The organism is Stenotrophomonas maltophilia (assembly GCF_003970865.1).
Classification (GTDB): domain Bacteria; phylum Pseudomonadota; class Gammaproteobacteria; order Xanthomonadales; family Xanthomonadaceae; genus Stenotrophomonas; species Stenotrophomonas maltophilia_AR.
Genome location: NZ_RXLZ01000059.1, coordinates 1 through 14,995, shown reverse-complemented (window position 1 = coordinate 14,995; position 14,995 = coordinate 1). Strand labels below are relative to the sequence as shown.

The 14,995-nt window shown below is 67.8% G+C and carries 14 protein-coding genes; 7 read left to right on the top strand and 7 right to left on the bottom strand.

What is annotated here, in order from left to right; translation table 11 throughout:
- The first annotated feature begins 44 nt into the window (after positions 1-44).
- The 6 genes from nagZ (at position 45) to EKL94_RS17330 (ending at position 4,578) form a co-directional block, all read left to right on the top strand.
- Complete coding sequence (gene nagZ / locus EKL94_RS17355) at positions 45-1,052, top strand: beta-N-acetylhexosaminidase (protein ID WP_097049382.1); 1,008 nt, start codon at positions 45-47, stop codon at positions 1,050-1,052.
- On the top strand, positions 1,052-1,606 hold the full coding sequence (locus tag EKL94_RS17350; RefSeq protein WP_005410592.1) for a hypoxanthine-guanine phosphoribosyltransferase: 555 nt from the start codon (positions 1,052-1,054) through the stop codon (positions 1,604-1,606). Before nagZ ends, EKL94_RS17350 begins: the two co-directional genes overlap by 1 nt.
- A gap of 82 nt (positions 1,607-1,688) precedes the next feature.
- On the top strand, positions 1,689-2,435 hold the full coding sequence (locus EKL94_RS17345; protein WP_010482830.1) for an S-methyl-5'-thioinosine phosphorylase: 747 nt from the start codon (positions 1,689-1,691) through the stop codon (positions 2,433-2,435).
- An 88-nt stretch (positions 2,436-2,523) separates the two neighbouring features.
- Positions 2,524-2,730, top strand: coding sequence for a cold-shock protein (locus EKL94_RS17340; RefSeq protein ID WP_005410590.1), 207 nt, complete (start codon positions 2,524-2,526; stop codon positions 2,728-2,730).
- Positions 2,731-2,859: 129 nt separating this feature from the next.
- On the top strand, positions 2,860-4,128 hold the full coding sequence (locus EKL94_RS17335) for an FAD-dependent oxidoreductase (RefSeq protein ID WP_126930032.1): 1,269 nt from the start codon (positions 2,860-2,862) through the stop codon (positions 4,126-4,128).
- Positions 4,129-4,308: 180 nt separating this feature from the next.
- Complete coding sequence (locus tag EKL94_RS17330; protein ID WP_126930031.1) at positions 4,309-4,578, top strand: hypothetical protein; 270 nt, start codon at positions 4,309-4,311, stop codon at positions 4,576-4,578.
- A gap of 1 nt (position 4,579) precedes the next feature.
- On the opposite strand, the gene pdeM is transcribed toward EKL94_RS17330, so the two are convergent.
- Genes pdeM through EKL94_RS17310 form a run of 4 tightly spaced genes read right to left on the bottom strand, consistent with a single transcriptional unit; the run spans position 4,580 to position 10,269 of the window.
- Entirely contained in the window at positions 4,580-5,221 is a 642-nt protein-coding gene (pdeM, locus tag EKL94_RS17325) for a ligase-associated DNA damage response endonuclease PdeM (RefSeq protein WP_126930030.1), read from the bottom strand.
- Complete coding sequence (locus tag EKL94_RS17320; protein ID WP_126930029.1) at positions 5,211-7,670, bottom strand: ligase-associated DNA damage response DEXH box helicase; 2,460 nt, start codon at positions 7,668-7,670, stop codon at positions 5,211-5,213. The genes pdeM and EKL94_RS17320 overlap by 11 nt, the downstream gene beginning before the upstream one ends.
- Positions 7,667-9,274, bottom strand: a complete 1,608-nt coding sequence (locus tag EKL94_RS17315; RefSeq protein WP_126930028.1) for an ATP-dependent DNA ligase — start codon at positions 9,272-9,274, stop codon at positions 7,667-7,669. Before EKL94_RS17315 ends, EKL94_RS17320 begins: the two co-directional genes overlap by 4 nt.
- On the bottom strand, positions 9,271-10,269 hold the full coding sequence (locus EKL94_RS17310) for a ligase-associated DNA damage response exonuclease (RefSeq protein WP_126930027.1): 999 nt from the start codon (positions 10,267-10,269) through the stop codon (positions 9,271-9,273). The genes EKL94_RS17315 and EKL94_RS17310 overlap by 4 nt, the downstream gene beginning before the upstream one ends.
- 113 nt (positions 10,270-10,382) lie before the next feature.
- Here EKL94_RS17310 and EKL94_RS17305 point away from each other — a divergent pair, with 113 nt between their 5' ends.
- Positions 10,383-12,020, top strand: a complete 1,638-nt coding sequence (locus EKL94_RS17305; protein ID WP_126930026.1) for an acyl-CoA dehydrogenase family protein — start codon at positions 10,383-10,385, stop codon at positions 12,018-12,020.
- A 281-nt stretch (positions 12,021-12,301) separates the two neighbouring features.
- Here EKL94_RS17305 and EKL94_RS17300 read toward each other — a convergent pair whose 3' ends face one another.
- The 3 genes from EKL94_RS17300 to EKL94_RS17290 form a co-directional block, all read right to left on the bottom strand.
- Positions 12,302-12,712 (bottom strand): hypothetical protein, encoded by a 411-nt coding sequence (locus tag EKL94_RS17300; RefSeq protein WP_014647982.1) that lies wholly within the window; start codon positions 12,710-12,712, stop codon positions 12,302-12,304.
- 157 nt (positions 12,713-12,869) lie between these two features.
- On the bottom strand, positions 12,870-13,211 hold the full coding sequence (locus tag EKL94_RS17295) for a hypothetical protein (RefSeq protein ID WP_004153024.1): 342 nt from the start codon (positions 13,209-13,211) through the stop codon (positions 12,870-12,872).
- 124 nt (positions 13,212-13,335) lie between these two features.
- Positions 13,336-14,511 (bottom strand): thiolase family protein, encoded by a 1,176-nt coding sequence (locus EKL94_RS17290; RefSeq protein WP_126930025.1) that lies wholly within the window; start codon positions 14,509-14,511, stop codon positions 13,336-13,338.
- Between the last annotated feature and the right edge of the window lie 484 nt (positions 14,512-14,995).

Genomic DNA, 14,995 nt, shown 5'->3' with positions numbered 1-14,995 from the left:
AATGCGGCACTGCGCCATGCGGGCGCGCGTTGTGGAGATCGACCATGCTGCTGATCGGCGTTGCCGGCACCGAACTGACCGCCCAGGAACGTGACTGGCTGCAGCACGATGCCGTGGCCGGGGTGGTGCTGTTCAAGCGCAACTTCGCCTCGCGCCAGCAGGTGACCGATCTGAGCGCGGCGATCCGCGCCGCTGCCCCACGCCCGCAGCTGATCTGCGTGGACCAGGAAGGCGGCCGTGTGCAGCGCTTCCGTGAGGGCTACAGCGAGCTGCCGCCCCTGCAGGACATCGGGGCGCTGTACGCGACCGACCCGCAGCAGGCGCTGGCCCTGGCCGAACAGCATGCCTGGCTGATGGCCAGTGAAGTGCGCGCCAGCGGCCTGGACCTGAGCTTCGCGCCAGTGGTCGACCTCGGCCGTGGCAACCGCGCCATCGGCAACCGCGCCTTCAGTGAAGACCCGCAGGTGGTGGCCGCATTCACCGCCGCCTACGTGCGCGGCATGCATGCGGTCGGCATGGCCGCCACGCTCAAGCATTTCCCCGGCCACGGCACCGTGCTGGAAGACACTCACGTCGATACCGCGATCGATCCGCGCGCGCTGGACGAGCTGCGTACGCAGGACCTCGTGCCGTTCCAGGCCGGCATCGCCGCCGGTGCCGATGCGGTGATGATGGCGCACGTGATCTACCCGCAGATTGCGCCTGAACCGGCCGGCTATTCGCCGCGCTGGATCCAGGACATCCTGCGCGGCGAGCTCGGCTTCCGCGGCGTGGTGTTCTCCGATGACATCGGCATGGCCGCCTCGCACAGTGCCGGCGGCGTGCCGGCGCGCGTCCACGCGCATCTGGATGCCGGCTGCGACGTGGTGCTGGTCTGCCACCCGGAACTGGTCGATGAAGCCCTGCACGCGGTGCAGGGGCGTTCCCTCAACACTGCTGCGCTGCTGGGCCTGCTCGGCCGCGGCGCGCTTGGCTGGGACGGCCTGCTGGCCGATGCCCGCCATGGCGACACCCAATCCCGTCTGCTTGAAACCCTTGGAAGAACCGTCTGATGCCCAACCTCACCATTTCCCAGGCCCTGGCCCAGGCTGACCTGCTGGTCGACCGCCCCACCATCGACAAGGCCATCGCTGGTATCGCCGACGCCATCGCGCGCGATTACAAGGGCGAGGTGCCGCTGTTCCTGTCCATCATGCACGGTGCGCTGCCGTTCGCCGGCCAGCTGGCGCTGGAACTGGGCGCGCGCGGCCAGGACGTGCAGTTCGATTACCTGCACGCCACCCGTTACCGCGGTGAAACCACCGGCGGCGACCTGGTCTGGAAGCACAAGCCGGCCACGTCGCTGTTTGGTCGCCGCGTGCTGCTGGTCGACGACATCCTCGACGAGGGCTACACCCTGCAGGGCGTGCGCACCTGGTGCCTGGAACAGGGCGCGACCGACGTGCGCATCGCCGCGATGACGGTGAAGAAGCACGACCGCGCGCTGCCGGACGTGACTGCCGACTACGCCGGCATCGAACTGCCGGACCGCTACGTGTTCGGCTTCGGCATGGACGTCAACGAAACCCTGCGCTGCGTGCCGGCCATCTACGCGATGAAGGAATAACGGCGCAGCCGCCCGCGGCGCGTCTTCTTCTGCCGCCGGCATCCTCGGGTGCCGGCGTTCGTCTTTTCATGGAGTGCTTCGAATGCAACAGATCGCCCTGGCCGTGATCGGCGGTACCGGTGTCTACAACCTGGCCAAGCTTGACGACGTGCAGACCCACGAGGTCGACACCCGCTTCGGCCGTCCGTCGGGCCCGGTGCGCGTCGGTACGCTGCTCGGCCATCGCGTGGCGTTCCTGGCGCGGCATGGCGAAGGCCATTCGCTGCCGCCGCACAAGATCAACTACCGCGCCAACCTGGCCGCGCTGCAGCAACTGGGCGCGCAGCGCGTGCTGGCGTTGAACACGGTGGGGGGCATTACCGAACACTTTGGCCCGCGCGTGCTGGCCTGCCCGGACCAGATCATCGACTACACCTGGGGCCGCATCAGCACGATCTGTGAAGAAGAGGGCACCGACGTGGTCCACGTCGATTTCGGCCACCCGTACACGCCGATGCTGCGCAGCAAGATCCTGGCCGCGGCCAAAGTGACCGGTGTCACGGTCCATGACGGTGGCTGCTACGGCGCAACGCAGGGCCCGCGCCTGGAAACCATCGCTGAAATCGCCCGCATGCGCCGCGACGGCTGCGACCTGGTGGGCATGACCGGCATGCCGGAAGCCGCGCTGGCACGCGAGCTGGGGCTGGATTACGCCTGCCTGGCGATCATCGCCAACTGGGCTGCCGGCTGTGGTGATGGCGAGGAGATTACGATGGCCGAAGTGCTGGCCAACGTGCAGGCGGCCGGCAACGGACTTCCGGAACTGGTGGGCGAATTGGCACGGGGGTGATTGTCTTCCCCGAGCAAGCTTTGCATACTCAGCTTGTGCGCGGGTTCAGCGTACACCACCCATTCATTGCATAAGGTCTCGCATCACCATGCCGAACGGTACCGTCAAGTGGTTCAACGACGCCAAGGGATTTGGCTTCATCTCGCCGGAGGATGGCAGCGCCGACGTGTTCGCGCACTTCTCCGCCATCAACTCCAAGGGCTTCCGCAGCCTGCAGGAAGGCCAGCGTGTCACCTATGACGTGACCCAGGGCCCGAAGGGTGCCCAGGCTTCGAACATCACGCCGGCCGAGTGATCCACTCGACAGTGCGTTGAAAACCCCGCTTCGGCGGGGTTTTTTTTGCGCAGTGGATCCACGCCATGCGGGGATGCCGTGCGCGGCCTACCTTCTCCATTCGCAACCCGCCTCGGGCACAATGCAGCCATGACGGAACGACTGCGCATCGCCGTGATCGGCTACGGCACCGCTGGACAGGCAGTGTCCATCCTGCTCACGCGTGACGGCCACGAGGTGGAGATCTTCGAACGCGTGCCCACGCCGGGACCGGTTGGCGCCGGCTTCCTGCTGCAGCCCAGCGGCCTGCAGGTACTGTGGCAGATGGGCCTGCTTGATTCAGTGCGCGCACATGCCGCGCCGGTGCACCGCCTGTATGGCGACACGCCGTGCGAGCGCGCGGTGATGGACATGCGCTACGACGGCCTGGATGCGCGCCTGCACGGCCTGGGCATGCAGCGCGGGGCCTTGTTCTCGTTGCTGGACGAGGCGCGCGCAGGCGAGGGCCAGCTGCATGCCGGTACCACCATTACCGAGGTGGATGCCGAACACGGCCGTCTGCGCGACAGCGACGGGCGCACGCACGGCCCGTTCGACCTGATTGTTGCCGCCGATGGCGCCGCCTCAACGCTGCGCGGCACGATCGCCGGCGGTGCCGGGCTGGACCGCGTGTATCCGTGGGGAGCGCTGTGGTGCCTGCTGCCGGCCGAAGACTGGCCGCACGTGCAGGAGCTGCGCCAGCGCTACGTGGCCGCGCGCAAGATGATCGGGCTGCTGCCGGTCGGTACGCGCCCCGGTGATGACACGCCGCGCCTGAGCTTCTTCTGGAGCCTGCCACGCGCCGACTTCGAGCGCTGGCAGGCCGATGGCATGACGCCCTGGCTGGATGAGCTGCATGCGCTGTGGCCGCAGGCCAGTGCGCGCTTCGCCCATCTGCGTGATGCCGGCCAGCTGGCGCGCGCGGTCTACCGTGATGCGGTGATGACGCGCTGGCACCACGGACGCATGGTGCTGGCCGGTGATGCCGCGCATGCGATGAGCCCGCAGCTGGGGCAGGGCGTGAACATGGCGCTGCTCGATGCGTTGGCGCTGCGCGATGCGGTGCGCGCGCAGGGTGGCGGTGCCGGAGCATTGCAGGCCTACCAGGCGCAACGCAGGGCACACGTTGCAGTGTACCAGCGCTGGAGTCGTTGGCTGACGCCGCTGTTCCAGTCCGACCGCGACGCCTGGGCCAAGGCGCGCGATGTGCTGCTGGGCCCGATGGGGCGCCTGCCGGGTGGCCGTGGCCACATGCTGCGCGTGCTCAGTGGCACCCAGCACGGCTGGTTCGGTGCGCTCGCACTGGATCCGGCTTTCGTCGACGCACTGGCTACCGTGGCGGAGATGCCTCGCATCAACGCGATCACGGCCAATGCGTGAAGCGCGCCGTCACGTGAATTAACGGTTGCCTCACCGCGGATATGCGAGAAGTAGGTTGCACGCGATTGCGCGTCGCCCGTTTTCCTTTCCGTGATCAACATCGCGCGTGGCCCGGGCGGCGCTGCCGTTGCGGCCTGTTGCGGCCCGGACGTGCCGCCTGTTGTTGAAGAGGAGGACGCCATGTTGTTCGCGGTCGAGGAGCTGGAATCGGAAATCTGCAAGCTGCGCGGATTGCTGCAGATGCTGCACGAGGACCAGCCCGACGTACTGGAGGACGTGTTCGAGTTCCATGTCGGCAGCCTGATCAGTCATGCATCAGCGGAGCACCACGCGCGCATCCGCACCTGTGCGCAGGAGATGCTGGCGGCGATCCAGGCGTTGCCGCGACGACGTGAAGATGACACGCCTGATTTCCAGTTGATGCCGCAGCTGGGCATTCGTCCGGCCTGATTCAAGCCACCGGCAGTTCCACCAGGCCGTTTTCCACGCAGGCGACCCTTTGCTCGCCGCGGGCGGGCACAGGCACCATGCCGGCGGTGAACGCGGAGAAGGCCGGCAGGATCGTCATCCGCTCGCGCAGCCAGAACGCGGGGAAGCGCCGCCGCAGAGGCGGCAAGGCAACCTGCGGATGCAGATGCCCCGCGATCACATGCAGCGCCGCATCGGGCATCGGCTCATGGCGAAGCAGGAACGGCTGCAGCCGTACTTCATCGTGGATCTGGACCTGCAACTGCGCATGCGGCAGCTGGCGGTCGTGATTACCGCGCAGAACATGCACGTCCAGCGAAGCATTGCGTTCACGCCATCCCAGCCATTGCTGGTACCACGCAGCGCGATGCACCGGCCCATGCAGGATGTCGCCCAGGATCCACAGCTCGCGGCAGGCATGCCTGTCCAGCAGCCCCTGCAGGCGTTGCAGGTCTTCGCTGGTGCCGCCGCTGGGCAACGCGATGCCGGCACGGCGGAATGCATCGGCCTTGCCCAGATGCAGGTCGGCGATCAACAGCGCCCGCCGCGCGGGCCAGTACAACGCACGCGCGCCAAGCAGAATCAGCGATTCGCCGGCGCGCAGCAGCGGCAGTTCATCGGCCATGGCGGCGCTCCAGCTGCTGGGCCGCGCGTTGCACGCGGGTGCGCCAGTCCTCGTTGCTGAACTGCCCGCGCAGGCGTTCGGCCCACAGCGGGAAGCCCAGTGGCGTGAGTGATGGCGGGTGCTGCACCGAGAGGTCCTGCATGCCGATCCTTGCCAGTACCTGCTGCAGCTCTGGGAGGTCCAGGCTGTCGTGCAGCACTTCGCGCTCGGCCAATGCCAACAGCAGGTGGCCGGGATCATGCTCGCGCAGGACGTCGTAGAGCAGGCCCGCCGAGGCCTGCAGCTGGCGCAGCGATCGCGGCATGCCGCCGGGCAGGCTGGGGACCAGCAGGCCGGCTACGCGTGCGATGCCACGGAACTGGCGCCGGGCCAGCTCGCCCAGGTTCACCGCGGCACGCAGATCGTCCAGCAGCTGATCGGGGGTGAACAGTGCTCGCCATTGCGCCGCATCCAGATCGATCGCCTGCGCCGGTGCCAGCACCAGGCCATGATCGTTCACCGCATAGGCGATGCTGTTGCGCTGCAGGCGGGTACAGCGCAGTGCCAGCAAAGCGGCCAACGCCTCGTGCACGTGGCGGCCGGCAAAGGAGTAGACGAACAGGAACTGGCCTTCGCGGCGCCGCACCTCTTCCACCAGCAGATGCTCTGGGCCGGGAAGCGTCGACAACTGCTGCTGCAGTGCCAGCAACGGTGACAACCAGCGTGATTCGGCACTGTCGTCGGCGCCGGACAGAACCCACTCCAGCTCACGGCCGAGTGGCATCGAAAGCGGCAACTGGCCTCCCTGCCAGCGCGGCACCACACCATCATCGCGCCCTCGTGCCAGCCGCACGAAGGCGGTCATGTCGCGCAGCTGCACCAGTTCCAGCAGGCGCCCGGCGAACTGGAAACGGTCGCCGCGACGCAGGCGGCTGGCGAACTGTTCCTCCACGGCGCCCAGGCCACCACCGCGCAGGAACTGCACGCGCACGCTGCCATCGCTGCTGATGGTGCCGATCGACAGCCGATGGCGCAGTGCCTGGCGGCGATCGTGCATGCGGTAGTAGCCGTCGGCATCACGCACGACCTTGTGGAAATCGGGGTACTGGGCCAGGGCCTGGCCACCCTGCACGATGAACGTCAGCACGGCCTGCCACTGGTCTTCGCCGAGCGACGCAAAGGCATGTGTACGCCGTACCTGCGCCAGCAGCGCATCGCTGTCGAAGCCACCGGCCAGGGCGCGGCTGACCGCATGTTGGGCCAGCACATCCAGCGACAGCGTCGGCGGCCTGCGTGCTTCGACCACGCTTTCGGCCAATGCACGGCGCACTGCGGCGTACTCGGCCAGTTCCAGCGCATGGCTGGGCACGCACAGGATGGAACCGCTGGCACCCGGGCGGTGGCGCGCGCGTCCGGCGCGTTGGCGCAGGCGGGCCACACCCTTCGGGCTGCCCAGCTGCAGCACCTGCTCAACTTCAGGGAAGTCCACGCCGAGGTCGAGGCTGGAGGTGGCAACCACGCAGCGCAGCGCGCCCGCGCGCAGGCCGTCTTCCACCTGCTGGCGCAGCGCCGGATCCAGCGAGCCGTGGTGCAGCGCAAGTGTGTTCTGGTCTTCCGGCCAGACTGCGGCCAGCGCCTGATGCCATAGTTCCGCCTGTGCACGCGTGTTGGTGAACAGCAGGCTGCTGGGTGCCTCCATCAACGCGTCCAGCACGCGCGGCAACTGTGCCAGGCCCAGATGCCCGGCCCAGGGGAAACGTTCGCCGGGTTCCGGCAGCAGGCTGCGCACACTGATCGCACGTGGGCGTACGCCCTGCACGATCGGCGCGTCGGGCTGCCCGGGCAGCAGCACATCGCGCGCCTCCTGCAGATTGCCCAGCGTGGCCGACAGCCCCCACAGCTGCACTGCAGGCGCGGCTTCGCGCAACACCGCCAGGTTCAACTGCAGCAGCACTCCGCGCTTGTTGCCCAGCAGCTCATGCCATTCGTCCACCACCACGCAGCGCAGCTGGCGCATGCGCGGCTGCGTATCCGGATAGCTCAGCAGCAGCGCCAGTGATTCGGGCGTGGTCACCAGTATGTCGATGCGGCCTTCGCGGGCCCGGCGTCGCTCGCGGTTGCTGGCGTCGCCGCTGCGCAGGCCGACACGCCATCCCAGGCCCAAGCCGTCGACGACGGCCTGAAGTGCGAGGGCGGTATCGCTGGCCAACGCGCGCAAGGGCGTCACCCACAGCACCTGCAGTGGGCGCACTGCGGTGGCCCGGCGGGGCGAGGGCGGCGGATCGATCAGCGCCTGCAGCAATGGCCCACCGAACATCGCCAGCGTCTTGCCGCTGCCCGTGGGTGTATGCAGCAACCCGGATTCGCCGGCCAGGTAGTGACGCCACATTGCGCGCTGGAACGGCAGTGAACGCCAGCCGCGTGCTGCGAACCAGTCTTCCAGCCGGCGCAGTGCCTGGCTGCGGTTCATCGCGCCAGCGCCTGCAGGCTGGCCAGCTGATCGGCCTCGCTGGCAGGCTTGTCGTGGCGCCAGCGCAGGATGCGCGGAAAGCGCACGGCGATACCGGATTTGTGCCGGCTGCTGCGGTTGACCGCTTCGAAACCCAGCTCGAACACCTGTTCGGCGCGCACGCTGCGCACCGGCCCGAAGCGCTCGCGGGTGTTGGCGCGGATCCAGCGGTCGAGTGCGAGGATTTCCTTGTCGTCCAAGCCCGAATACGCCTTGGCCACCGGCACCAGCGTGTCGCCGTCCCAGACACCGAAGGTGTAGTCGGTGTACAGCGTGCTGCGCCGCCCATGGCCGGCCTGTGCGTACAGCAGCACCGCATCGATGGTGAGTGGATCGACCTTCCATTTCCACCAGTCGCCGCGTCGTCGCCCTGCCTGGTAGGGCGACGCGCGCCGCTTCAGCATCAATCCCTCCACACCGCGCCCGCGCGCCCTCCCACGCATCGCAGCAGCCTGCAGCCAGTCGTCAGCGACAACGTCGGGCGACAGTTGGATCCGCGCGTTCCCCAGGGCACCGACGACCGCGGTGAGCCGCGTACGCCGTTCCTGCAATGGCAGCTCGCGCAGGTCCGCGCCATCGTGTTCCAGCAGGTCATAGGCGAGCACGCGCACCGGCGTGTTGCGCAGGGTCGCTGCTCCTGGCTTGCGGCGCTGGATGCGGGTCTGCAGTGCGGTGAAGGCGCGCGGCAGGTTGGCGGTCTCGTCCCAGGCCAGCAGCTCTCCGTCCAGCACGCAGCCCTCCGGCAACGCCATCGCGGCTTGCTCGATCTCGGGGAAGCGGCCATCCAGTCGTTCCTCGCCACGGGACCACAGCGCGACTTCGCCACGCCGGCGCAGCAGCTGCAGGCGGATGCCATCCCATTTCCATTCCAGCAGCCAGTCATCGATCGCGCCGAGGCGTCCGGCAGGGTCGCCTTCGAGGGGGGAGGCGAGGAAGAACGGGTAGGGCTGTTGGCGGTCGGACGGCAGCTCGCCCGGTGACAGCAGTCGAGCCAGCAGCCCGGGCGAGGGTACCCACTCGCCGAGCATGCGCTGGGCGATGCGTGCGATGTCCAGGCCGGACCATTCAGCCAGCGCCTGCTGCACCAGTCGCTGCGAAACACCTACGCGCAGGGCACCAGTCAGCAGCTTGTTGAACACCAGGCGTTCGCTGCTGCACAGCTGCTGCCAGCCTGCGACGACCGCCGCACGGCGCACTGCCTCGGGTTGGTTGGCCACCGCCAGCAGATGCTGTTCGATCCAATCAGCCAACGGGCGGTCGGCGGCTGGCCGGGACGGATCATCCAGCAGCAGGGTCAGCGTTTCGGCCAGGTCACCCACCTGCGCATAGCTGTCTTCCACCAGCCATGGCGGCAAGCCGGATTCTTCGGCGATCCAGGCGCGTAGTTCACCTCTGGCGGCGATCCTGCGGCGTGCGCCCCCCACCTTGCCACCGCTGAGCAGGTACAGCGCCCACGCCGCGTCATGCGCACCTGCCTGGCGGAAGTAGTCGACCAGCGCTGCACGTTTGTCCAGCGTGGCGGTGCTCCGGTCCAGGCGCTGGTAGAGCGCAGCGAACGCCTTCATTCCTCGCTCCCGAAATCGGTGCGGAAGGCTTCGGCAGCCACACCGCGCTCGCGCAGGAACGGAATCAACGCATCGGTATTGCCATGGGTAGCGATCACCCGCTGCGCGCCGGTCTGTTCGATGGTCTGCAGCAGTGCGGGCCAATCGGCATGATCGGAAATGACGAAGCCGCGATCGACATTGCGGCGCCGCCGATTGCCGCGCAGCTGCATCCAGCCGGAGGCGAAGCCCAGCTGGTGGCGGCCGAAGCGGCGCATCCAGGGCGTGCCCGCAGCCGATGGCGGCGCGAGGATCAGCTGGCCGGCGGCATCAGGCTGGCGGCCCTGCTCGGCGACGGTGAGCGTCTCCAGCATCGGCACGCCGGCCTGCCGGTAGACCGCCACGCCATTGGCGATGGCGCCATGCAGCCAGGCTGGGCGATCGTCCAGTGGCCGCAGTTCGGCCAGCACCCGTTGCGCCTTGCCCAGTGCGTAGCACAGCAGGATCGCCGCTTCGCCACGTTGTTCGCATTCGTGGCACCACGCCACGATCTCTGCAGCCACCGCCGGCGTGTCCGGCCAGCGGTAGATCGGCAGTGCGAAGGTGGCCTCGGTGATGAAGGTATCGCAGGGCACCACTTCGAACGGTGTGCAGGTCGGATCAGGCTGCCGCTTGTAGTCGCCGGAGGCGACCCAGACCTGTTCGCCGTCATCGATGCGCACCTGTGACGAACCGAGCACGTGGCCGGCGGGATGCAGCGATACCTGCACCCGCCCAAGCTGGAACGCGGCACCCTCGGCATGCGCCTGTACCGGCACGTCACCCAGGCGCCAGCGCAGGATCGGCAGGCTGCCTTCGCTGCAGTGATACTCCCCCATGCCCGGGCGGGCATGGTCGCCGTGGCCATGGGTGATGACCGCACGCGCTACCGGTCGCCACGGGTCGATATGGAAATCGCCGGCGGCGCAGTACAGCCCCTCCGGGCGCAGCACCACCAGATCGTCGTTGCCTGCCATGCGCTCACTGTGGCCTGCGTCTCGTGCAGAGGGTGAGAACCGGCCTGAACACGGGCTTGGCAGGCGATGCGGCACAATCGGGCCGCAGACCTCTTGCCGCCAGGATGGACCGGATGAGTGGACCCAGCTTCAGCAGCAACGCGCCGTATGAAACCCATGTGGTGCTGAACCAGCCGCCGCCGTTCGCAGGGCGACAGTTGTGGACCGACGATGTGGCGCTGATGGAAGCCGTGCAGCGCGAAGGCGCCGCCAGCTTCACGTCGCGACTGGGTGTCTATGGTGCACTCGCCGGTGATGAGCTGTACCGGCTCGGCTTCGATGCCAACCGTGATCGTCCACGCCTGCGCACGCATGATGCACAGGGCCACCGTATCGACACGGTGGAGTTCCATCCGGCCTATCACCAGTTGATGGACACGGCCAAATCGCACGGCGTGGCAGGATTGTCCTGGCATGAGCCGCAGCCTGGCGCGCACGTGGCACGTGCGGTGTTGAGCTACCTGCATCACCAGGCCGAGGCGGGCACCAGCTGCCCGTTGACCATGACCCATGCGGCGGTAGCGGTACTGCATTCGCAGCCACATCTGGCCGAGTGGGCGCGCAAGGCCGCTGCACCGGTCTATGACCCGCGCGACGTGCCGGTGGCGGACAAGGCCGGCATCACCCTGGGCATGGGCATGACCGAGAAGCAGGGCGGCTCGGATGTCCGCGCCAACAGCACGCGCGCCGAACCGATCGATGGCGAGCGTTACCGCCTGGTCGGCCACAAGTGGTTCTTTTCCGCACCGATGTGCGATGGCTTCCTGGTGCTGGCGCAGGCACCGGGAGGGCTGACCTGCCTGCTGATGCCGCGCCGGCTGGCCGACGGTGACCGCAATGCGTTCCGGTTGATGCGGCTGAAGGACAAGCTTGGCGACTGGGCCAACGCCTCCAGCGAGGTCGAGTTCTGCGGCGCACAGGCATGGCGCGTGGGCGAAGAGGGGCGCGGCGTGGTCACCATCATCGGCATGGTGATGATGACCCGCCTGGACTGCATGCTGGGTGCAGCGGCGGAGATGCGCATGGCGCTGGCGCAGGCGCTGCACCACGCACGTCATCGACGCACCTTCGGCAAGCTGCTGGTCGAGCACCCGCTGATGACCAACGTGCTGGCTGATCTGGCGCTGGAGTCGGAAGCGGCCACGGTGTTGGCGATGCGCATCGCACGCGCGGTGGATCGTGCCGGTGTGGATGCCAATGAAGCGGCGATGGCGCGGCTGGGGACGGCGCTGGGCAAGTACTGGCTGTGCAAGCGCGCGCCGGCCTTCGTCAATGAAGCGCAGGAATGCCTGGGCGGTGCCGGCTACGTGGAAGAGTCGATGCTGCCGCGCCTGTATCGGCAGGCACCGTTGAATTCGATCTGGGAGGGCAGCGGCAACGTCCAGTGCCTGGATGTGCTGCGTGCGCTGGCGCGTGAACCGGAGGCGATGGCGGCGTTGCGCGGTGAGTTGGCGTCGGTGGCTGACCGTGATGCGCGCTATGCAGCGGCATTGCAGCGTTGGGCAGCGGCGCCGCCAGCGGAGGAAGCGCAGGCGCGGCTGTTCTGCGAGCGCACTGCGCTGCTGCTGCAGGCGGCGCTGCTGCTGCGTGCGCGCAGTCCGATGGCGGAGGCGTTCGTGCGCAGCCGGCTGGAAGGGGAGCATGGGCTGGCGTTCGGGACGCTGCCGGCGGGGCTGGAGCTGACGGCGATGCTGGCGCGCGCGCTGCCGTAGGGGCGGCCAACGGCGGAGCCCCTCGTGGTGGGCGCTGATACTGATGGGTGGGCCGCGCGGGTAGGTCGCGCAGGGGGCGCCGTGAATACGTCCTTGTAGGCTCGGGCGCGCCATCCAAGGCGCTTACGCCCCTGCGCAACCTACCCGCGCGTCCTTGGACACTTTCCGTGGGCGCACACCACGGAATCAACAGAAAAAGCAGGGAGCGAAAAGCAGAAAAGCCGCGGCAATGCCGCGGCTTTTCCTGTGGAGCCGAGCCGGTGCTCGGCTGCCGGTAGGGCTTAGTGCTTGGCTTCTTCCTTGGCGGCGTTGGCCTTGGCGTCATTGGCGACATCGCGGGCCTTGTCGGCGACCTTCTGTGCCGCGTTGGCGGTCGCGTCGCTGGCGTGTGCGGCGGCGTCGGTTGCGGCGTCCTTGGCCTTGTCGGCGGCGTTGGCGGTGGCGTCTGCAGCCTTGTCCAGCGCCTGCTGGGTATCGGCGGCGGCCTGCTCGGACGCGGCAGCGGTCTTGTCGGCGGCGTCGCGGGTGGCTTCGGCGGCCTTGTCCACGGCGTCACGTGCGGCAGCGCCTGCGCTGTCGGCAGCCTGCTGTGCGTCCTGCTTGGCCTGTTCGGCTTCCGGGCCCTTGCAGGCGGCCAGGGCCAGCAGCAGGGAGGCGGCCAGCAGGGTGGTGGTGATCGGACGAATCTTCATGGCGGTCTCCGGTACTGCAATGGATGGGGACGCCAGCCTATTCATGCCGTTGTGAAGACGGGGTCGCGATGCAGCGGCTCCGTCGCGTGCATTCGACAAAAGAAAAAGCCGCTGGCGAACCAGCGGCTTTTCCAGAACAGCGTGAAGAAAGAAGTTATTACTTCTTGGCTTCTTCAGCAGCGTCCTTGGCCTTCTCAGCGGTGCCTTCAGCAGCCTTGGCAGCGTCAGCAGCGGCGCCGGCAGCGGCGTCGGTGGCAGCAGCGCCAGCCTGGGCAGCAGCGTCAACCGAAGCGTCAGCAGCGGTGGCGGCGGTGTCAGCGGCCTGCTGGGCAGCGTCGGCGGTCTGGGCGCCAGCAGCGGCGGCCTGGTCGGCAGCAGCCTGGGCTTCGGTGGCGGCTTCGTTGGCCGAAGCAGCGGCGTCCTGGGCAGCTTCCTGCTTCGAGCAGGCGGCCAGGGCCAGAGCCAGGGACATCGCGACCAGCAGCTTGTTGATGCTCATTGTGTGAATCCTCGTCGTTAGAATTAGGCAACGCGCATGCTGCGCGCCGACAACATGATGACAAGCCAAGATTGGGTGTCAAGCGATCCCGCATTCATTTTTGCGAAATCATCGTTAAATCCATTTAAATCAATTCGATGGCGATAGCCGTTGCTTCGCCACCGCCGATGCACAGGGTGGCAATGCCGCGCTTGCCACCGCGCGTGCGCAGGGCGTTGACCAAGGTCACCACCAGGCGTGCACCGGAGGCACCGATCGGATGGCCCAGTGCGCAGGCGCCGCCATTCACGTTGAGCTTGTCATGCGGGATGCCGAGCTCACGCATCGGTGCCATCGCCACCACGGCAAAGGCTTCGTTGATTTCAAACAGGTCGACCTGGTCCACCGACCAGCCGGTCTTGTCCAGCAGTTTGTGCAGCGCGCCGATCGGGGCGGTGGTGAACCACTCCGGTTCCTGCGAATGGGTCGCGTGGCCAACGATGCGGGCCAGCGGAGTGATGCCGCGCGCGGCCGCATCTTCCTCGGTCAGCAGCACCACTGCAGCAGCGCCGTCGGAGATGCTGGAGGAACTGGCGGCGGTGACGCTGCCGTCCTTCTTGAAGGCCGGGCGCAGGGTGGGGATCTTGGCGATGTCCGAGCGGCCGGGCTGCTCGTCGGTGCTGACCTCGACCTCGCCCTTGCGGGTGGCGACCTTCACCGCGACGATTTCATCGGCGAACGCACCGTTGGCCTGCGCCGCCTGCGCGCGCTTGACCGATTCGATGGTGTAGGCGTCCTGCTCTTCGCGGCTGAACTGGTACTTGTCCACGGCGCATTCGGCGAATTCGCCCATCGCCTTGCCGTCGTATGCGTTGACCAGGCCATCGTGGGCCATGTGATCGACCGCCTGGAAGTTGCCGAAGCGGTTGCCGGTGCGCGAGTTGGGCAGCATGTGCGGCGCGTTGGACATCGATTCCATGCCGCCGGCTACAACGATGCTGGCCGAACCGGCCTTGATCAGGTCATGGCCGAGCATGATGGTCTTCATGCCCGAGCCGCACACCTTGTTCAGCGTGGTGGCACCGGTCGACAGCGGGATGCCGGCAGCGATCGCCGCCTGGCGGGCGGGCGCCTGGCCGAGGTTGGCCGGCAGCACGCAGCCCATGAGGACTTCGGAAACGTCGCTGGCCGGGATGCCCGACTGTTCCAGGGCGGCGGCGATGGCGGCCGCGCCGAGGGTCGGGGTCGGCACGCCGTTGAACTGGCCGAGGAAGGAGCCGATGGCGGTGCGCTTGGCGGCGGCGATGACGATGTTGGACATGGCAATCTCGTTGATGCGTGAGCAATGTTCGGAAAGGAGACCGTGGGCCGTTGGAAGCGCCCCGGTTTCCCGGCAGACTGCGTGGGGGTCGGCCCAAGTATAGAGGGTCGGGGAGGGCCGCCGCTGGACGGCGCCGCATGCCTGCCGGGACAAGGGCGGGCCAACGTTCATGGGAAGGAATCGATGAAACGCACGACGACGGTGAGATCTGCCCTGGCAACCGCGCTGGCACTGGCGCTGACGGCCTGTGGTGGAGGTGGCGGAGGCGGCAACGTGCGCATCGATACACCACCACCACCGCCCCCAACGACTACCCCTCCACCGCCGACACGGCCCACATCCTAACCGCAGGAGACGGCCTCTAACGTGATGTTGCCAGTGACCAAGAGTGCGCCCGCCGAGAGTCCAGCCCATTAGGGACGAACGGGGCTATGTGGTACTATCCCCAGGGGCGTAATCTAAACTCGGGTGTGTGTATGGCGCG

Coding starts and splice junctions, on each gene's coding strand:
- nagZ (WP_097049382.1), top strand. CDS start 45: ATGCTGCTGATCGGCGTTGCCGGCACCGAACTGACCGCCCAGGAACGT.
- EKL94_RS17350 (WP_005410592.1), top strand. CDS start 1,052: ATGCCCAACCTCACCATTTCCCAGGCCCTGGCCCAGGCTGACCTGCTG.
- EKL94_RS17345 (WP_010482830.1), top strand. CDS start 1,689: ATGCAACAGATCGCCCTGGCCGTGATCGGCGGTACCGGTGTCTACAAC.
- EKL94_RS17340 (WP_005410590.1), top strand. CDS start 2,524: ATGCCGAACGGTACCGTCAAGTGGTTCAACGACGCCAAGGGATTTGGC.
- EKL94_RS17335 (WP_126930032.1), top strand. CDS start 2,860: ATGACGGAACGACTGCGCATCGCCGTGATCGGCTACGGCACCGCTGGA.
- EKL94_RS17330 (WP_126930031.1), top strand. CDS start 4,309: ATGTTGTTCGCGGTCGAGGAGCTGGAATCGGAAATCTGCAAGCTGCGC.
- pdeM (WP_126930030.1), bottom strand. CDS start 5,221: ATGGCCGATGAACTGCCGCTGCTGCGCGCCGGCGAATCGCTGATTCTG.
- EKL94_RS17320 (WP_126930029.1), bottom strand. CDS start 7,670: ATGAACCGCAGCCAGGCACTGCGCCGGCTGGAAGACTGGTTCGCAGCA.
- EKL94_RS17315 (WP_126930028.1), bottom strand. CDS start 9,274: ATGAAGGCGTTCGCTGCGCTCTACCAGCGCCTGGACCGGAGCACCGCC.
- EKL94_RS17310 (WP_126930027.1), bottom strand. CDS start 10,269: ATGGCAGGCAACGACGATCTGGTGGTGCTGCGCCCGGAGGGGCTGTAC.
- EKL94_RS17305 (WP_126930026.1), top strand. CDS start 10,383: ATGAGTGGACCCAGCTTCAGCAGCAACGCGCCGTATGAAACCCATGTG.
- EKL94_RS17300 (WP_014647982.1), bottom strand. CDS start 12,712: ATGAAGATTCGTCCGATCACCACCACCCTGCTGGCCGCCTCCCTGCTG.
- EKL94_RS17295 (WP_004153024.1), bottom strand. CDS start 13,211: ATGAGCATCAACAAGCTGCTGGTCGCGATGTCCCTGGCTCTGGCCCTG.
- EKL94_RS17290 (WP_126930025.1), bottom strand. CDS start 14,511: ATGTCCAACATCGTCATCGCCGCCGCCAAGCGCACCGCCATCGGCTCC.